The 14,309-nt window shown below is 44.5% G+C and carries 15 protein-coding genes, 1 tRNA gene, 1 rRNA gene and 1 riboswitch; of the genes, 13 read left to right on the top strand and 4 right to left on the bottom strand.

What is annotated here, in order from left to right:
* Nucleotides 1-26: 26 nt before the first annotated feature.
* Together BA724_RS00085 and kapB are read right to left on the bottom strand one after the other, a co-directional pair.
* Entirely contained in the window at nucleotides 27-1,883 is a 1,857-nt protein-coding gene (locus BA724_RS00085) for a transglycosylase domain-containing protein (protein WP_069936663.1), read from the bottom strand.
* Between the two features lie 93 nt (nucleotides 1,884-1,976).
* Nucleotides 1,977-2,369: a kinase-associated lipoprotein KapB gene (gene kapB, locus BA724_RS00080; protein ID WP_069936662.1), complete on the bottom strand. Its 393-nt coding sequence runs from the start codon at nucleotides 2,367-2,369 to the stop codon at nucleotides 1,977-1,979.
* A 135-nt stretch (nucleotides 2,370-2,504) separates the two neighbouring features.
* Here kapB and BA724_RS00075 point away from each other — a divergent pair, with 135 nt between their 5' ends.
* The 4 genes from BA724_RS00075 (at nucleotide 2,505) to queE (ending at nucleotide 4,718) form a co-directional block, all read left to right on the top strand.
* Complete coding sequence (locus BA724_RS00075) at nucleotides 2,505-2,708, top strand: hypothetical protein (RefSeq protein ID WP_069936891.1); 204 nt, start codon at nucleotides 2,505-2,507, stop codon at nucleotides 2,706-2,708.
* 28 nt (nucleotides 2,709-2,736) lie between these two features.
* Nucleotides 2,737-2,780: riboswitch (PreQ1 riboswitch) on the top strand.
* Nucleotides 2,781-2,911: 131 nt separating this feature from the next.
* Nucleotides 2,912-3,577, top strand: a complete 666-nt coding sequence (gene queC, locus BA724_RS00070) for a 7-cyano-7-deazaguanine synthase QueC (RefSeq protein ID WP_069936661.1) — start codon at nucleotides 2,912-2,914, stop codon at nucleotides 3,575-3,577.
* The gene (gene queD, locus BA724_RS00065; protein WP_069936660.1) at nucleotides 3,574-4,011 is read left to right on the top strand and encodes a 6-carboxytetrahydropterin synthase QueD; all 438 of its coding nucleotides are present in this window, start codon (nucleotides 3,574-3,576) and stop codon (nucleotides 4,009-4,011) included. The genes queC and queD overlap by 4 nt, the downstream gene beginning before the upstream one ends.
* Nucleotides 4,008-4,718 (top strand): 7-carboxy-7-deazaguanine synthase QueE, encoded by a 711-nt coding sequence (gene queE, locus BA724_RS00060; RefSeq protein ID WP_069936659.1) that lies wholly within the window; start codon nucleotides 4,008-4,010, stop codon nucleotides 4,716-4,718. The genes queD and queE overlap by 4 nt, the downstream gene beginning before the upstream one ends.
* A gap of 33 nt (nucleotides 4,719-4,751) precedes the next feature.
* Here the strand turns inward: queE and BA724_RS00055 are convergent, their stop codons facing one another.
* The gene (locus BA724_RS00055; protein WP_069936658.1) at nucleotides 4,752-5,924 is read right to left on the bottom strand and encodes a MalY/PatB family protein; all 1,173 of its coding nucleotides are present in this window, start codon (nucleotides 5,922-5,924) and stop codon (nucleotides 4,752-4,754) included.
* 53 nt (nucleotides 5,925-5,977) lie between these two features.
* On the opposite strand from BA724_RS00055, the gene BA724_RS00050 reads away from it, so the two are divergent.
* The 8 genes from BA724_RS00050 (at nucleotide 5,978) to BA724_RS00015 (ending at nucleotide 13,156) form a co-directional block, all read left to right on the top strand.
* A complete protein-coding gene (locus tag BA724_RS00050) occupies nucleotides 5,978-6,241 on the top strand; it encodes a DUF1871 family protein (protein WP_069936657.1) in 264 nt (87 codons plus the stop codon).
* A 103-nt stretch (nucleotides 6,242-6,344) separates the two neighbouring features.
* Entirely contained in the window at nucleotides 6,345-6,845 is a 501-nt protein-coding gene (locus tag BA724_RS00045; RefSeq protein WP_069936656.1) for an Lrp/AsnC family transcriptional regulator, read from the top strand.
* On the top strand, nucleotides 6,845-8,026 hold the full coding sequence (locus tag BA724_RS00040) for an aminotransferase (protein WP_069936655.1): 1,182 nt from the start codon (nucleotides 6,845-6,847) through the stop codon (nucleotides 8,024-8,026). The genes BA724_RS00045 and BA724_RS00040 overlap by 1 nt, the downstream gene beginning before the upstream one ends.
* A 383-nt stretch (nucleotides 8,027-8,409) precedes the next feature.
* Nucleotides 8,410-8,775 (top strand): S1 domain-containing post-transcriptional regulator GSP13, encoded by a 366-nt coding sequence (gene yugI / locus BA724_RS00035; protein WP_069936654.1) that lies wholly within the window; start codon nucleotides 8,410-8,412, stop codon nucleotides 8,773-8,775.
* A 95-nt stretch (nucleotides 8,776-8,870) separates the two neighbouring features.
* Nucleotides 8,871-10,115, top strand: a complete 1,245-nt coding sequence (locus BA724_RS00030) for a Glu/Leu/Phe/Val family dehydrogenase (RefSeq protein ID WP_069936653.1) — start codon at nucleotides 8,871-8,873, stop codon at nucleotides 10,113-10,115.
* Between the two features lie 249 nt (nucleotides 10,116-10,364).
* Complete coding sequence (locus BA724_RS00025) at nucleotides 10,365-11,522, top strand: iron-containing alcohol dehydrogenase (RefSeq protein ID WP_069936652.1); 1,158 nt, start codon at nucleotides 10,365-10,367, stop codon at nucleotides 11,520-11,522.
* 106 nt (nucleotides 11,523-11,628) lie between these two features.
* Nucleotides 11,629-12,984, top strand: coding sequence for a glucose-6-phosphate isomerase (locus BA724_RS00020; protein WP_069936651.1), 1,356 nt, complete (start codon nucleotides 11,629-11,631; stop codon nucleotides 12,982-12,984).
* 99 nt (nucleotides 12,985-13,083) lie between these two features.
* Nucleotides 13,084-13,156: transfer RNA gene (locus BA724_RS00015), tRNA-Ala, on the top strand.
* A 72-nt stretch (nucleotides 13,157-13,228) separates the two neighbouring features.
* Here the strand turns inward: BA724_RS00015 and BA724_RS00010 are convergent.
* Nucleotides 13,229-13,927, bottom strand: coding sequence for an MgtC/SapB family protein (locus BA724_RS00010; protein ID WP_245676100.1), 699 nt, complete (start codon nucleotides 13,925-13,927; stop codon nucleotides 13,229-13,231).
* A gap of 251 nt (nucleotides 13,928-14,178) precedes the next feature.
* On the opposite strand from BA724_RS00010, the gene rrf reads away from it, so the two are divergent.
* Nucleotides 14,179-14,294, top strand: a 5S ribosomal RNA gene (gene rrf, locus BA724_RS00005).
* The last annotated feature ends 15 nt before the right edge of the window (nucleotides 14,295-14,309 follow it).

Genomic DNA, 14,309 nt, shown 5'->3' with positions numbered 1-14,309 from the left:
GCTGCTTGGCAGCCGGTTCTTTTTTATCATTGCATAATGCGCCGCCAGATCAACTGGTGAGGTGCATATTTTTCCATATAGCGAATTCCTTCTGTTTCTGTTTCATAACGGTCCTTGCCTGTCCATACAGCTGCTGTGTATCCTTCTGTTAATCCGACAAACCATAGATCGCGAACAAAATTTGTTGTGCCGGTTTTACCGCCAATATAAGGTGCAGAAAAGTTTGCTTTTTTCCCTGTTCCGTTCTTGACAACACTTGTAAGCATTTCACGCATTTTATATGTCGTATTAGCAGACCAGACGCGAACAGCTTTGTCTTCCCAGGCGTATAACGTTTTGCCCTGAAGGTCAGTCACGCTTTTAATAGCACGAGGCTTTGTAAATGTTCCATCTACAAAAGACGTGTATGCACCGGCCATTTCAAGAGTAGTAAAGCCGTCAATGCCGCCTAATGAAGCGGCGGGAAAATAATCTTCTTCGGAAATCCGGTTAAAATCAAATTTTTCCAGGTAAGAGAATGACCGCTCAATGCCTGTCCGCATAAACAGGCGGATCGCTGCAGTATTATAGGATTTTGTAAGGGCTTCTTTGATTGTTACCATCCCGTATTCTTGTTTAGAGTAGTTTTTTGGACAGTAGGTACTGTCACAATATTTATCAGCTGAAACAAGATAATTGACTCCGGCGCCAGACGTCTCTATGAAAGGAGCATAATCAAGCAGCGGCTTAATGGTGGAACCAGGCTGACGATATCCTTGGAAAGCCCGGTTAAAATCTGTTTTTTGGAAACCTTTACCTCCGGACAAAGCCACGATATCATGCGACTGATTTCCAATAACGGCAGCGGAAGCTTGAACCGATGAACCGGCTAAAACATTATTAACGGAACCGACTGTTTTTGCCTGTATGGCCGGATCGAGCGCTGTATTAATTACAATACCTGAAGAAAGAATTTCCGCTACACGTGTATCCAGTTTCTCTTCAATGGCAGTACGCGCATCCCCTTCTGCGTTCAGAAGCTGCTGGTCAAAACCTTCTGATACAGAAATCAGTTCTTTAAATTCTGACACCACGTACGTAGAGTAATCAGGATAGCGATCAAGCCGCGGCCGGACTTTTAATGTAATCGTTTCACTCTTAAATTGTTCCGCTTCTTCCGGAGTGATAATTTCTTCCCGGGCCATTATATCAAGGAGCCGTTCCTGACGAGTTTTCGTATTTTCAAAACGATTTTCTGGATCATAAAGCGACGGGTTATTTGGAATCGCGGCGATAAATGCCATTTGTGCCTTCGATAACTGATCAACCGGCTTTTGGAAATAATATTGCGCTGCTGATTCTACACCGTATACATTATGGTTAAAGAAAATAACATTTAAATACAAGCCTAAAATTTCATCTTTTTCTAGTGTTTTTTCAATCTGGTATGAATAAAAAACTTCCGCAATCTTGCGTGCGAGCGTACGGTCCTGCGTTAAATAGATATTGCGGGCTACCTGCTGGGTAATCGTACTTGCACCCTGCTCGATTTCATCCGATTGGGCATTCACCATAAAAGCACGAATGACGGCTGCCGCATCAATGCCAGAGTGTTCATAAAAGTGCTGATCTTCCGACTGAATAAACAATTCTTTTAAAAAAGCCGGAATTTTATCGCCTTCCACCACAATCCGATTTGGCTGATGAAGCTCAACGTAGACGTTCCCATTTGTATCGGTTATCTTGCTGGCCTGGGGCAAATCTACTTCATTAATAACTATTCGTTCTTCTACGTAATCATCAAAATTTTGAACCTTTCCTGCTTCTGCATCTGCGTAATAAAACGTTAAGACAGAAAGCGGGATAAGCAAAATAATGAATACGTAACCTAAAACCGTTCTCATTCACCAACCGCCTTTTTCAAGTTTAAACGTGCATATGTACCATCATAAATGAAAAAAACTTGGAAATAAAGGGCTCTTCTTCACAAAAATGGGCTATTCGAACGAAACTTTATACATAAGTGTATATTCTTTTTTAACGGATTGAAGCGCTTCAAGGCTGCGGACAGAAAACGCATCATCCTTCGCTTTTAATCTCATTTCCAGCTTCCGGACAGCCGTAATAAGCGAAGTATTATATTCATCCGGCTCTTCTTCAAACGGGTGAACGGCTGCTTCAGGAATATTTGCCTGTTCATTAAGAGCCAGCGCTTTTCGTTCGTGGAAAAAAGGCACATCCGCTTCGTTCGGATTATGAAGGTCGCCCTGAGCGGGGTGACGCAGAACGGATGAGATTTTTACTGTATAGCCGCCGGGGCGTACACCTGTAATCGTCCCGGTATATTTACCAGATTTATAATGTGCTGTCACAAAGTCGCCAATCTTCATTTTTTTCGCCTCCTTAAGGGCTTATTGTATCAATTATCCTGTGTGAATGGAAATCTCAAAATCACGTTGTTGGAATTGTGATGTTCTCCTGCTATAATATACGGGGAACAATGAATGGAGGCATGACGTGTGTTGATGAACCTGTTAATTGGCTTCGGGAATTTTTTATATTTTCCGGAAGACAAAAGCGAATACATTCCGGCAGCCATTTCCATGGGGTTTTTTGTGCTGATGGCGATTGGCGCTTTTTTTCTCATTAAGCGCGTGTCAAAAAAAGAAGAAGAAAAAACAAGGCATTTAGAAGAACAAATCCGTAAAGCCAATAAGATTAAATCATAAATAAACGAAAGAAGACATTCCGCTGCGTGCGGGAGAGGTTCGCGAATTCCCTCTATAAAAAACTAATGATCAAAAGCTAGCGCCGCGGCGTCCTGCCGCAACGCTTTTGTGACCTGCTCAGCAGGCCTAAACCGCCAGCCGAGGGGTTTTTTCTCGTGTCTTCGCGTCCCTTTTCTTTCAAATAGGAAAGAAGGAAAATTATTATGTTAAAACATGAAAAAGCCGTTGTTGTATTTAGCGGCGGCCAGGACAGTACAACATGCTTGTTCTGGGCAAAACAGACATTTAAAGACGTCATCGCGGTGACATTTAATTACGGGCAGCGCCACAGTGCGGAAATAGAAGTGGCTAAAGAAATTGCTGCAGATTTGCAGGTGCCGCATCACGTGCTTGATATGGGGCTGTTAAATCAGCTGGCGCCCAGTGCGCTGACCCGTTCGAATATTGATATTGAAATCAAAGAAGGCGAATTGCCTTCTACGTTTGTGGAAGGACGCAATTTGCTGTTTTTGTCTTTTGCGGCAATTCTCGGCAAGCAGGCGGGGGCTCGCCATATTGTGACAGGTGTATGTGAGACGGATTTCAGCGGCTATCCGGACTGCCGGGACTCGTTTGTGAAGTCATTGAATGTCACACTCAACTTATCCATGGATCACGAATTTGTGATTCATACGCCTTTAATGTGGCTCGATAAAAAAGAAACGTGGAAGCTCGCGGATGAACTAGGCGCGTTTGATTATGTGCGCGAGCGGACATTAACGTGCTATAACGGCCTAAAAGGGTCCGGATGCGGGGAATGTCCGGCGTGTACGCTGCGTCAAAACGGATTGGATCAATATATTGAAGAAAAAGGAGGAAGTGTGCAATGATGCAGCAAATTTATCCGGCACCGGTGCACGACTTCCGGTACGAATTAAATAAAGATTTTCATTTTGCGGCCGCGCATTATGTGCCGCATGACGAAGCGGGAAACTGCCGGAAATTGCATGGCCATACGTATTTTGTCAATATTACGGTAGCTGGCGATGAATTAAACGATTCCGGCTTTCTCGTGAACTTTCAGCTTCTTAAGTCGCTTGTTCATAAGCGCTTTGACCATACAGTTTTAAATGAAGATGGCTTGTTTTCAGAAGATACATCAGAGCGGTTTCCGACTACAGAAGTAGTCGCCCGGGTGATTTGGGAAGTGGTCCAGAAAGAATTGAACCAAACTGTAAATAAGCCGAAATGCCTGCAGGTCTTTGTCCGCGAGACACCAACAAGCTATGTTGTGTTTCGTCCGAAAAAAGGAGACTTCGCATGATCCCGGTTCTTGAAATTTTTGGTCCGACTGTGCAGGGAGAAGGAGCCGTTATCGGCCGTAAAACAATGTTTGTCCGGACAGCTGGGTGCGACTATCGTTGTTCGTGGTGCGATTCCGCTTTTACGTGGGATGGCAGCGCGAAAGAGGATATCCGAAAAATGACGCCGGAGGAGATTTATAAAGAGCTGAAAGAGATCGGCGGCGATACATTTGACCATGTGACGATTTCCGGTGGCAACCCGGCTCTATTGCCGCATATCGATGGGTTGCTTCAATTGTTTAAAGAAAAAGGTATTACGTCCGCACTTGAAACACAGGGATCGAAATATCAGCCATGGTTTCACGACATCGATGAGCTGACGATTTCTCCGAAGCCGCCAAGCTCCGGGATGGATAGCGACTTTGACAAGCTTGCTCATATTTTAAATGAAGTAAAAGGGCAGTTTGTCAGTTTAAAAGTCGTCGTATTCAATGAAGAAGATTTAGCCTACGCGAAAAACGTACATCAGCGTTTTCCGGAAGTGCCATTTTATTTGCAGGTAGGCAATGACCAGCTTAATGAAACGGATGACGGCAAACTGCTTGTGCACCTCGCAAGCCGATACGAATGGCTGATCAATTTAGTCATGCCGGACCCGGAATTTAAGCGGGTGCGCGTGTTGCCGCAGCTGCATACATTTGTGTGGGGAAACAAAAAAGGAGTGTAAAAAAGCCAAGCCGGTGCCGGCTTGGCTTTTTTACTATTCAAGTGACTTTGCCGCTTTTTTCATCCGTTCCATCGTTTCAATAACTGTAGAACGAGGGCAGGCGACATTGATCCGCATAAATCCTTCTCCGCCTGGTCCATATTTGGCTCCATTTCCCAGCGCAACGCCATGATCTAAAAAAAGCGCCAGCAATTCTTTGTCTGAAAGCCCGAGTTTCCGGCAGTCTACCCACACAAGATAGCTCCCTTCCGGCTCCATAACCGTAAGAGACGGAATATGTTGATCCGCAAAGTCTTTCACAAGCTGTATATTTTCTTGTATGTAATCAAGTGCTTCATCGAGCCAAGCGTGCCCATAAAGGTAGGCGGCTTCCATGCCGGCAATGCCCATTTGATTCAGCGTGAATTGCCCTTGTCTGGCAAACACTTTTTGAAGCTTTGCCCGGACACCTTTATCAGGAATAATTAAAGAGGAAGCCTGCAAACCGGCTAAATTAAATGTTTTACTTGGTGCAATAAGCGTTATAGTAAAAGCGGCATAGCTTTCCGATAGTGAAGCAATGGAAATATGCTTATGCGGCTCACGGGTCAGGTCTGCATGGATTTCATCGGATACAAGAAATACGTTGTGCTTTTCGCAAAGATCACCTAGTGTTGTTAGTTCTTCCTTTGTCCACACACGGCCGCCTGGATTATGAGGAGAACAAAGCACGACCATTTTTGCATGCTCCGCCTTAATTTTTTCTTCGAGATCCACAAAATCCATTTCATAACGGCCGTCTTTTAACAAAAGTTCATTATGAACAAGTTTGCGCCCGTTTTTTTCGATCATGTCGAAAAACGGATTATAAACAGGGGGCTGCACGATGACGGCATCTCCAGGCTCTGTTAATGCCTCAACTGCAGCGCCGATCGACGGGACGACACCATGGTTAAAGAGCAGCCAGTCTTTTTCAATGGACCAGCTGTGCCGGTCGGACATCCAATTAATAATGGCTTCGCGTGTGGAATCCGGGACAATCGTATAACCGTACACTCCATGCGACGCTGATTGCCTAATAGCTTCGATGACCACATCCGGCGCTTTAAAATCCATGTCTGCTACCCACATGGGCAGCACATCCTCGCGGCCAAAAACTGCTTTTAACCCATCCCATTTTACCGCGTTCGTGCCGCGGCGTTCAATTACTTCATCGAATCTTGACATGACTCTCACTCTCCTTGACAATAAACATACATTAAGTTGAAAGGTGAATACAAATGAATGAAACTGCCCAATTAAATTTTGCGCTTGCGGATGTCCTGCAGGCTTTTGATCCTTACAAAGCCGGAGAAGGTTTTTACGAAACGGAAATGGCTGATGCGATTTTCGCGGTTCATCAGCAGGAAGATGCGGTGCAGCTTGCGGCTGAAATCCGGCGCATTTATGAACACTCATTTGATGAGCCGATGCCTGGCGGAAACCCAATCAAACTAGCAGAAACATTGTTGGTTATTAAAAATAACTCATCTTGTTCTTTGTGAAAAATAACAAAAATAATATGTTTTTTTAGCGCATAACACAAATGAAGGTGATTTTTGTTATAATGAACGATGTAGTTTTGACCATCTGGAGGAGGATTAAGTAATGAAGCTGAATGAAAAAGAAGTGGAAATTCTGGAAATTCTGCAAAAAGACGCGCGCTTTGAAGCGACAGACATCGCGAAAATGATTGGCCTTTCAGAAGCAGAGGTTGCGGAGACGATTCGCCGCCTGGAAGAAGAAAAGGTGATTGTGCATTATGCCACGCTCGTTGACTGGGCGAAAATGGATAATTACACAGGGGTAACAGCGATGATCGACGTGAAAGTAACACCGAAACGCGGCGTCGGCTTTGATGAAGTGGCAGAACGGATTTACCGCTTTAAAGAAGTCAGCTCCGTTTATTTAATGTCAGGTGTGTATGATTTGTCGGTGACTGTTGAAGGAAAATCGATGAATGAAATTGCCCGTTTCGTATCCGAAAAATTATCGACGCTTGATTCGGTTGTTTCAACAACGACTCATTTTCAGCTGAAAAAATATAAGCATGACGGCATGATTTATGCATCAAAGCGTGAAGACAATCGAATCGTGGTGTCTCCGTAATGAATATAACCAAAAGCTATGTAGCAAAATCAGTAGAACGAATGCGCCCATCCGGCATCCGGAAGTTTTTTGACTTGGCGGCGACAATGGAGGGCGTTGTATCTCTTGGCGTAGGGGAACCAGATTTTGTCACAACATGGTCTGTCCGGGAAGCTGCGATTAATTCGCTTGAGCGGGGTTTTACCTCTTACACAGCGAATGCCGGATTAATCGCACTGCGCACAGAAATTGCCCGCTATATGAGTGAACGATTTCACGTTGAATATGCGCCAAAAGAAGAAATTATTGTAACAGTAGGAGCAAGCCAGGCACTCGATATTGCGATGCGAGCTGTCACGGATCCCGGAGATGAAATTATTGTTGTGGAACCGTGTTTCGTTTCGTATGCACCGCTTGTAGAGCTTGCGGGGGGGCGTGCCGTGACGATTGGGACTACCGGTGAGACCGGTTTTAAATTGCAGCCTGAGCAGCTTGAAGCGGCTATTACAGCAAAAACAAAAGCAGTTCTTCTTTGCTATCCGAACAATCCGACAGGTACACAGCTTGAGCGGGAGGATCTTGAATTAATTGCTGATATTGTGAGAAAACATGATTTGCTTGTGATTGCTGATGAAATTTACGCGGAACTTGCTTATGACCAGCCGCATACATCGATTGCGGCGCTGGACGGGATGCGTGAACGGACAATTTTAATTAACGGCTTTTCCAAAGGGTTTGCAATGACTGGCTGGCGGCTCGGGTTTACATGTGCGCCAAAAGAAATTTCAAGTGCCATGCTGAAAATCCATCAGTATGCGATGATGTGTGCCTCAACACCGGCTCAATATGCGGCGATCGAAGCGCTGCAGCACGGCATGGGGGACGTGGAAAGCATGAAAAAAGATTACCGGCGGCGCCGTAATTACATGGTGCAGTCGTTTAAAGAAATTGGGCTTGACTGTCACCTGCCGGGCGGAGCTTTTTATGTTTTTCCGTCTATTCAGTCGACGGGTCTTACATCAGAACAATTTGCAGAACAGCTTTTGTTAGAAGAAAAAGTGGCTGTTGTGCCGGGGTCTGTTTTTGGAGAAGGCGGCGAAGGATATATCCGCTGTTCGTACGCGTCTTCAATGAGCCAGCTGCAAGAAGCGGTGAAAAGAATCAGCCGATTTCTTGACAAACAAAAAGGAAGAGCCATTTGAGGCTCTTCCTTTTTTAATTAGATAACACAAGTGATTGAAATAAAATGAACAAAATCGCCGCGGGTGCCGCAAATTCAACGAATGTATACCACACATTAAATAATTAAGTGCTCGGGGCAGAACCCCGCAGTACTTTCTCCTGCACGTCCATTTTTTTTATCCAAAATCCGATAAAAAGCGCAATAAAAAGCGCACCGATCCGTATCACGGTATTGCTCGTCAGAAAATTAGCAAAACCAAAACATAATTTGCCGAAAATATTAAAATTATTACTGTACTTCTTTTTAACTGAAAAACCAGTCATTAATTTCATGTCAAACAAAAGTATGATATAATATCGCGACGCATAAAACAAGAAACCAACTAAAAACTGGAGAGATTTGATGGAATCAAAATTTGAGCCGGGGCAGACTGTAACCGGTAAAATCACCGGCATTCAGCCATATGGCGCATTTGTTGCGCTTGAACATGGCCGCCAGGGACTTGTTCATATATCGGAAATTACGCATGGATTTGTCCGCGATATTCACGATTATTTGACAGTAGGCGATGAGATTACGGTGAAAGTGTTGTCCGTAAATGAAGATGAAAGCAAAATCAGCTTGTCGATTCGCGCGACAGATGAAGGCGGCCGGAACCAGCGGCGAGGTATTCAAATTGACGATGACGGAGATGGCTTTCATCCGCTTCAGGACAAGCTGCAGGAATGGATCGAGCAATCGATGAAAGAAGAACGAAAAAAAGGATGACAGAATTGCTTGCGAATGTTCCACACGCCGGCGTACAATGAAAGCGGAAGCACGAATCAATATTGAAAAAATGAGAATAAAAGAGGCGAAGGTACATGGCTGAAAACTTAAACTTATTCACATCAACCCAGAATGTCATTAAAGAAGCGCTGACAAAACTCGGTTACACGGAAGAAATGTACGAGCTATTGAAAGAGCCGCTCCGTATGATGACGGTGCGCATTCCGGTAAAAATGGATGATGGATCGGTTAAAATTTTCACCGGCTACCGGGCACAGCATAATGACGCTCCCGGCCCGACTAAAGGCGGTGTCCGCTTTCACCCAGAAGTGAATGAAGAAGAAGTGAAAGCGCTGTCGATGTGGATGACGCTAAAAGCTGGAATTGTTGATCTGCCATATGGCGGCGGAAAAGGCGGCGTTGTATGTGACCCGCGCCAGCTGTCAATGCGGGAAATTGAAAACATCAGCCGTGGATACGTCCGTGCGATCAGCCAGATTGTCGGCCCGACAAAGGATATTCCAGCCCCGGATGTTTATACAAATTCACAGATTATGGCCTGGATGATGGATGAATACAGCCGGATACGTGAATTTGATTCACCTGGATTTATCACTGGAAAGCCCATTGCACTTGGCGGGTCACATGGACGTGAAAAAGCGACTGCTCAAGGTGTGACAATTTGCATTCATGAAGCGGCTAAAAAACGTGGCATTGATATTAAAGGCGCCCGTGTCATCGTGCAGGGTTTTGGGAACGCGGGAAGCTTTTTGTCGAAATTCATGCATGATGCCGGTGCAAAAGTGGTCGGCATATCAGATGCATACGGCGGACTTTATGACCCGGACGGCCTCGATATTGACTATTTATTAGACCGGCGTGACAGTTTTGGCACGATCACGACTCTGTTTGAAAATACAATTACAAACCAGCAGCTTCTCGAAATGGATTGTGACATTTTAGTTCCGGCGGCTATTTCAAACCAAATTACAGCCGAAAATGCAGATAACATTCAAGCGTCAATCGTGGTAGAAGCAGCGAATGGGCCAACGACATTTGAAGCGACAAAAATCTTGACTGAGCGCGGCATTTTACTTGTTCCGGATGTGCTGGCAAGTTCCGGCGGCGTGACAGTATCTTATTTTGAATGGGTGCAAAATAATCAAGGCTACTATTGGACAGAAGAAGAAGTGAATAAGAAATTACACGAAAATTTAACGAAAGCATTCAATAATATTTATGAAGTCGCGCAAACACGCGGTGTCAACATGCGTCTTGCCGCCTACATGGTCGGTGTACGCCGCGCGGCAGAAGCGTCTAAATTTAGAGGGTGGGTATAAGAAAAGCATAAGGCCACCGGTCTATCGGTAACAAGCATAAGATGAGCACTGCACTGGCAGAGGCGTTTTGTGACCTATATCTGTGGTCCTCGATGGTACCTGGAGACGAACACGAACACTATGTAAGATATATACTTTCCTTAAATGAAAACCGGCTGATCAGTAGCCGGTTTTTTTGTATCAAGTTCAATCATTTGAAAAACGAACGGCTCTTTTTGCATAATAGTATGGAAAAGGAGCTGAGTCACAGTGAATGAATTTGTTTATTGGAATCCGGTGAAGTGGATTTTTGGTAAAGATACGGTTACACAGTTACGGGAAAATGTCGCTTCCTTTGGTGAAAATGTCCTTCTTGTATATGGGGGAGGCAGTATAAAGAAAAGCGGCCTTTATGATCTTGTTTTAGAAGAGCTCGCGGGCTTTAATATTACCGAGCTGGCCGGTGTCGAACCGAATCCGCGTCTTTCTACAGTGAAACGCGGCGCGGAGCTGTGCCGTGAAAATGATGTTTCATTTGTTCTGGCAGTGGGTGGCGGAAGCGTCATTGACTGCGCAAAAGCGGTGGCAGCGGCTGCAAAATTTGACGGTGATCCCTGGGATTTTATTACGAAAAAAGAAGCGGTAGAAGACGCGTTGCCGCTTGGCACCATTTTGACACATGCGGCGACCGCTTCAGAAATGAATGCGGGATCTGTTATCACAAACTGGGATAAGAACGAAAAGCTTGGCTGGGGAAGCCCCTTTGTTTATCCAAAATTCTCGATTTGTGACCCTCAATGGACCTTAACCGTACCACGTGACCAAACAACATACGGTGTAGTGGATATGATGACGCATATGCTTGAACAATATTTCCATAATGCGGAGCAGACGGATGTGCAGGATCGATTGATTGAAGGGACGCTGAAAACGCTTGTGGAAAAAGCGCCAGCACTCATGAATGATCTTCAGGATGAAAAGCTGCGTGAAACCGTTATGTTTGCCGGCACGATTGGACTGAATGGGATGCTGCAAATGGGTTACCGGGGCGACTGGGCCACTCATAATATTGAGCATGCGGTATCAGCCGTTTATGACATTCCGCATGGCGGGGGACTGGCCATCTTGTTCCCAAACTGGATGAAGCACAACCTGAATACAAAGCCGGAACGATTTAAGCAGCTCGCTGTCCGTGTGTTTGATGTGAATCCGGAAGGGAAGTCTGACAAAGAAACAGGGCTTGAGGGCATTGAAGCATTGCAAAACTTCTGGACATCAATCGAAGCGCCGGCCCGTCTGGCTGACTACAATATCGATGACAGCCGGATAGAAGAAATGGCGGACAAAACATTATTTAATGGACCATTCGGTAATTTCGCCAAGTTGGATCGTGAAGATGTGATCGCTATTTTGCGTGCGTCACTTTAACCGGGCATAATTAAGCCCGGGTTTTTTCTAGTTTTTTTCTTGCGAAACCACGTTCAGTCGTATACAGTAAAGTGGAAAAATACAGTTTAGACGGAGGTTATTGAGCATGACGCATATTAAATTTGATTATTCAAATGCGCTGCCTTTTTTCGGTGAGCATGAAATTGACTATTTACGGGATGCTGTAAAAGTGGCACATCATTCTCTACATGAGAAAACAGGCCAAGGAAATGACTACCTCGGCTGGATTGATTTGCCTGAAGATTACGATAAAGAAGAATTTGCCCGTATTCAAAAATCTGCAGAAAAAATCCGCAGCGACTCTGATGTATTAATTGTAATTGGAATCGGCGGCTCATATCTTGGTGCCCGTGCAGCAATTGATATGCTGAACCACAGCTTTTACAATGTGCTTTCGGCTGAAAAACGCAACGGCCCACAAGTATTTTTTGCCGGCAACAACATTAGCTCTACATACATGAGTGACTTGATTGAAGTGCTGGACGGAAAGAACTGGTCAATCAACGTTATTTCCAAGTCAGGTACAACGACAGAACCAGCGCTTGCATTCCGCTTGTTCCGTGATCTTCTTGAAAAGCAATATGGAAAAGAAGGAGCGAAAAGCCGTATTTATGCAACGACGGACAAAGCGCGCGGTGCTTTGAAAACAGTTGCAGATGAAGAGGGGTACGAAACGTTTGTCATTCCAGATGATGTCGGCGGCCGTTACTCTGTGCTGACAGCAGTCGGGCTTCTTCCAATTGCAGCAGCCGGCGCGGACATTGAGGCGATGATGCAAGGGGCACGTGATGCACGCAAAGCCTACAGTTCATCTGAATTGGAAGAAAACGAAGCATATCAATATGCGGCGGTCCGCAACGTCCTATACAATAAAGGGAAAACGATCGAAATGCTGATCAACTATGAGCCGGGACTTCAGTACTTTTCTGAATGGTGGAAGCAATTGTTTGGTGAAAGTGAAGGGAAGGACTTTAAAGGCATTTACCCGTCATCCGCCAACTTCTCAACGGATCTTCATTCGTTAGGCCAATACGTGCAGGAAGGACGCCGTGACTTGTTTGAAACCGTCATTCGCGTTAAAAATCCGCGCAAGTCATTAACGATTGAAAAAGCGGAAAACGATTTGGATGGATTGAATTATCTTGCTGGCGAAACAGTAGATTTTGTGAACAATAAAGCATTTGAAGGAACGCTTCTTGCCCATACTGATGGCGGCGTACCGAATTTAACAGTGTCGATTCCAGCAATGGATGCCTATACATTTGGCTATACAGCCTACTTCTTTGAAAAAGCATGTGCGATCAGCGGCTATCTTCTTGGTGTCAATCCATTTGATCAGCCAGGTGTAGAAGCATATAAAGTGAACATGTTTGCGCTTCTTGGCAAGCCAGGTTTTGAAGAAAAGAAAGCTGAACTTGAAAAACGACTTCGCGGGGAATAATCCCCCGAAGTTTTTTTGTAAATTAGCTTGCATTAAAAAGGAAAATAGGTATAATTTAATCTAGACGTTAATCAATAACAACGTAAACATTTTCAAACTGGGGGCTTAGCTCAGCTGGGAGAGCGCTTGCATGGCATGCAAGAGGTCGTCGGTTCGATCCCGATAGTCTCCATCATAATTTAAGCGTAAAAGGACTGCTCACCTGTGAGCAGTCCTTTTTTCGAAGATTGAAGAGAAGGAGCATTTAAGCACTTTCTACATCGACAAATTGTATGTGTGGAATTTCAGAAAGTGTATAATAGACTTCTGTCGTTCTTCGTTTAAAGTATACTCCAGCTGTCAGCTCCAATAAGTGTGTGTGATTTTTCTCGTCATATAGAATATGAATTCTTTTCACAGAAATGTTCTCTTGCTCGACAGCGCGTATAATGTCCTGGACATGATGGTGAGAGGCCGTACGGAGTTTTATATACAGTATTTTTTCTCGAAGGCGACTTGGACCTGCGAGTCTAAGTATAAGGGGTAAAATCTCCACCGCTAATAAGATCATAATTACACCTGCAAGAGCAGCAGCGTAAAAACCGGCACCTACGACAATCCCAATACCGGCTGCCCCCCAGATCATAGCGGCAGTTGTTAAGCCGGAAATGCTGTCGTTGGCTCTATGCAAAATAACACCCGCTCCAAGAAAACCAATCCCAGAAACGATTTGAGCAGCAAGCCTTAACGGATCCATTGTTATATTTACATTCGCATCTTTATGATAAAAGTAGACGGACTCAACTGAAACGATGGTTAACAGGCAGCTAATAATAGAAATAACAATACTGGTTTTTAATCCGACAGGCTTTCTTTTTAATTCACGTTCAAGACCAATTACAGCACCAAGACCGCCGGATAATCCTAATTTTATCAAGATAGCTGTATCCATTGTCCATTCCATCGAATAAGCACCTGCTTTCGGTTGAATCCTTTGTTCGTATTATACATGACACGAACAGGATCTAGACCGATTTCTTAAAAGTCATGTTTAAAGCAAAATATTCTTTTTGAAATGCTTGCATAATTATAAAAAAATATGATATATTACTCTTTGTCGGTTACAGATAAGCAAAGAAATTCTTTCGGGAATTTATTATGAAAATTGTTGCTAAATATATTTGTTATGTTATAATAATGATTGTCGTAAAACAGTCAGGTGGCTACAGCGAAGAGGTCACACCCGTTCCCATACCGAACACGGCAGTTAAGCTCTTCAGCGCCGATGGTAGTAGGGGGTTTCCCCCTGTGAGAGCAGGACGCCGCCTGGCGAAATACTTATATTT

The organism is Domibacillus iocasae, assembly GCF_001750285.1.
GTDB lineage: Bacteria > Bacillota > Bacilli > Bacillales > Domibacillaceae > Domibacillus > Domibacillus iocasae.
This window is presented reverse-complemented; position numbering and strand designations above follow the sequence as displayed.

Bases quoted from the DNA above. Each gene is read 5' to 3' on its own strand.
- BA724_RS00085 (WP_069936663.1), bottom strand. From the start codon at position 1,883: ATGAGAACGGTTTTAGGTTACGTATTCATTATTTTGCTTATCCCGCTT.
- kapB (WP_069936662.1), bottom strand. From the start codon at position 2,369: ATGAAGATTGGCGACTTTGTGACAGCACATTATAAATCTGGTAAATAT.
- BA724_RS00075 (WP_069936891.1), top strand. From the start codon at position 2,505: ATGAACCTGTTAATTGGCTTCGGGAATTTTTTATATTTTCCGGAAGAC.
- queC (WP_069936661.1), top strand. From the start codon at position 2,912: ATGTTAAAACATGAAAAAGCCGTTGTTGTATTTAGCGGCGGCCAGGAC.
- queD (WP_069936660.1), top strand. From the start codon at position 3,574: ATGATGCAGCAAATTTATCCGGCACCGGTGCACGACTTCCGGTACGAA.
- queE (WP_069936659.1), top strand. From the start codon at position 4,008: ATGATCCCGGTTCTTGAAATTTTTGGTCCGACTGTGCAGGGAGAAGGA.
- BA724_RS00055 (WP_069936658.1), bottom strand. From the start codon at position 5,924: ATGTCAAGATTCGATGAAGTAATTGAACGCCGCGGCACGAACGCGGTA.
- BA724_RS00050 (WP_069936657.1), top strand. From the start codon at position 5,978: ATGAATGAAACTGCCCAATTAAATTTTGCGCTTGCGGATGTCCTGCAG.
- BA724_RS00045 (WP_069936656.1), top strand. From the start codon at position 6,345: ATGAAGCTGAATGAAAAAGAAGTGGAAATTCTGGAAATTCTGCAAAAA.
- BA724_RS00040 (WP_069936655.1), top strand. From the start codon at position 6,845: ATGAATATAACCAAAAGCTATGTAGCAAAATCAGTAGAACGAATGCGC.
- yugI (WP_069936654.1), top strand. From the start codon at position 8,410: ATGGAATCAAAATTTGAGCCGGGGCAGACTGTAACCGGTAAAATCACC.
- BA724_RS00030 (WP_069936653.1), top strand. From the start codon at position 8,871: ATGGCTGAAAACTTAAACTTATTCACATCAACCCAGAATGTCATTAAA.
- BA724_RS00020 (WP_069936651.1), top strand. From the start codon at position 11,629: ATGACGCATATTAAATTTGATTATTCAAATGCGCTGCCTTTTTTCGGT.
- BA724_RS00010 (WP_245676100.1), bottom strand. From the start codon at position 13,927: ATGGAATGGACAATGGATACAGCTATCTTGATAAAATTAGGATTATCC.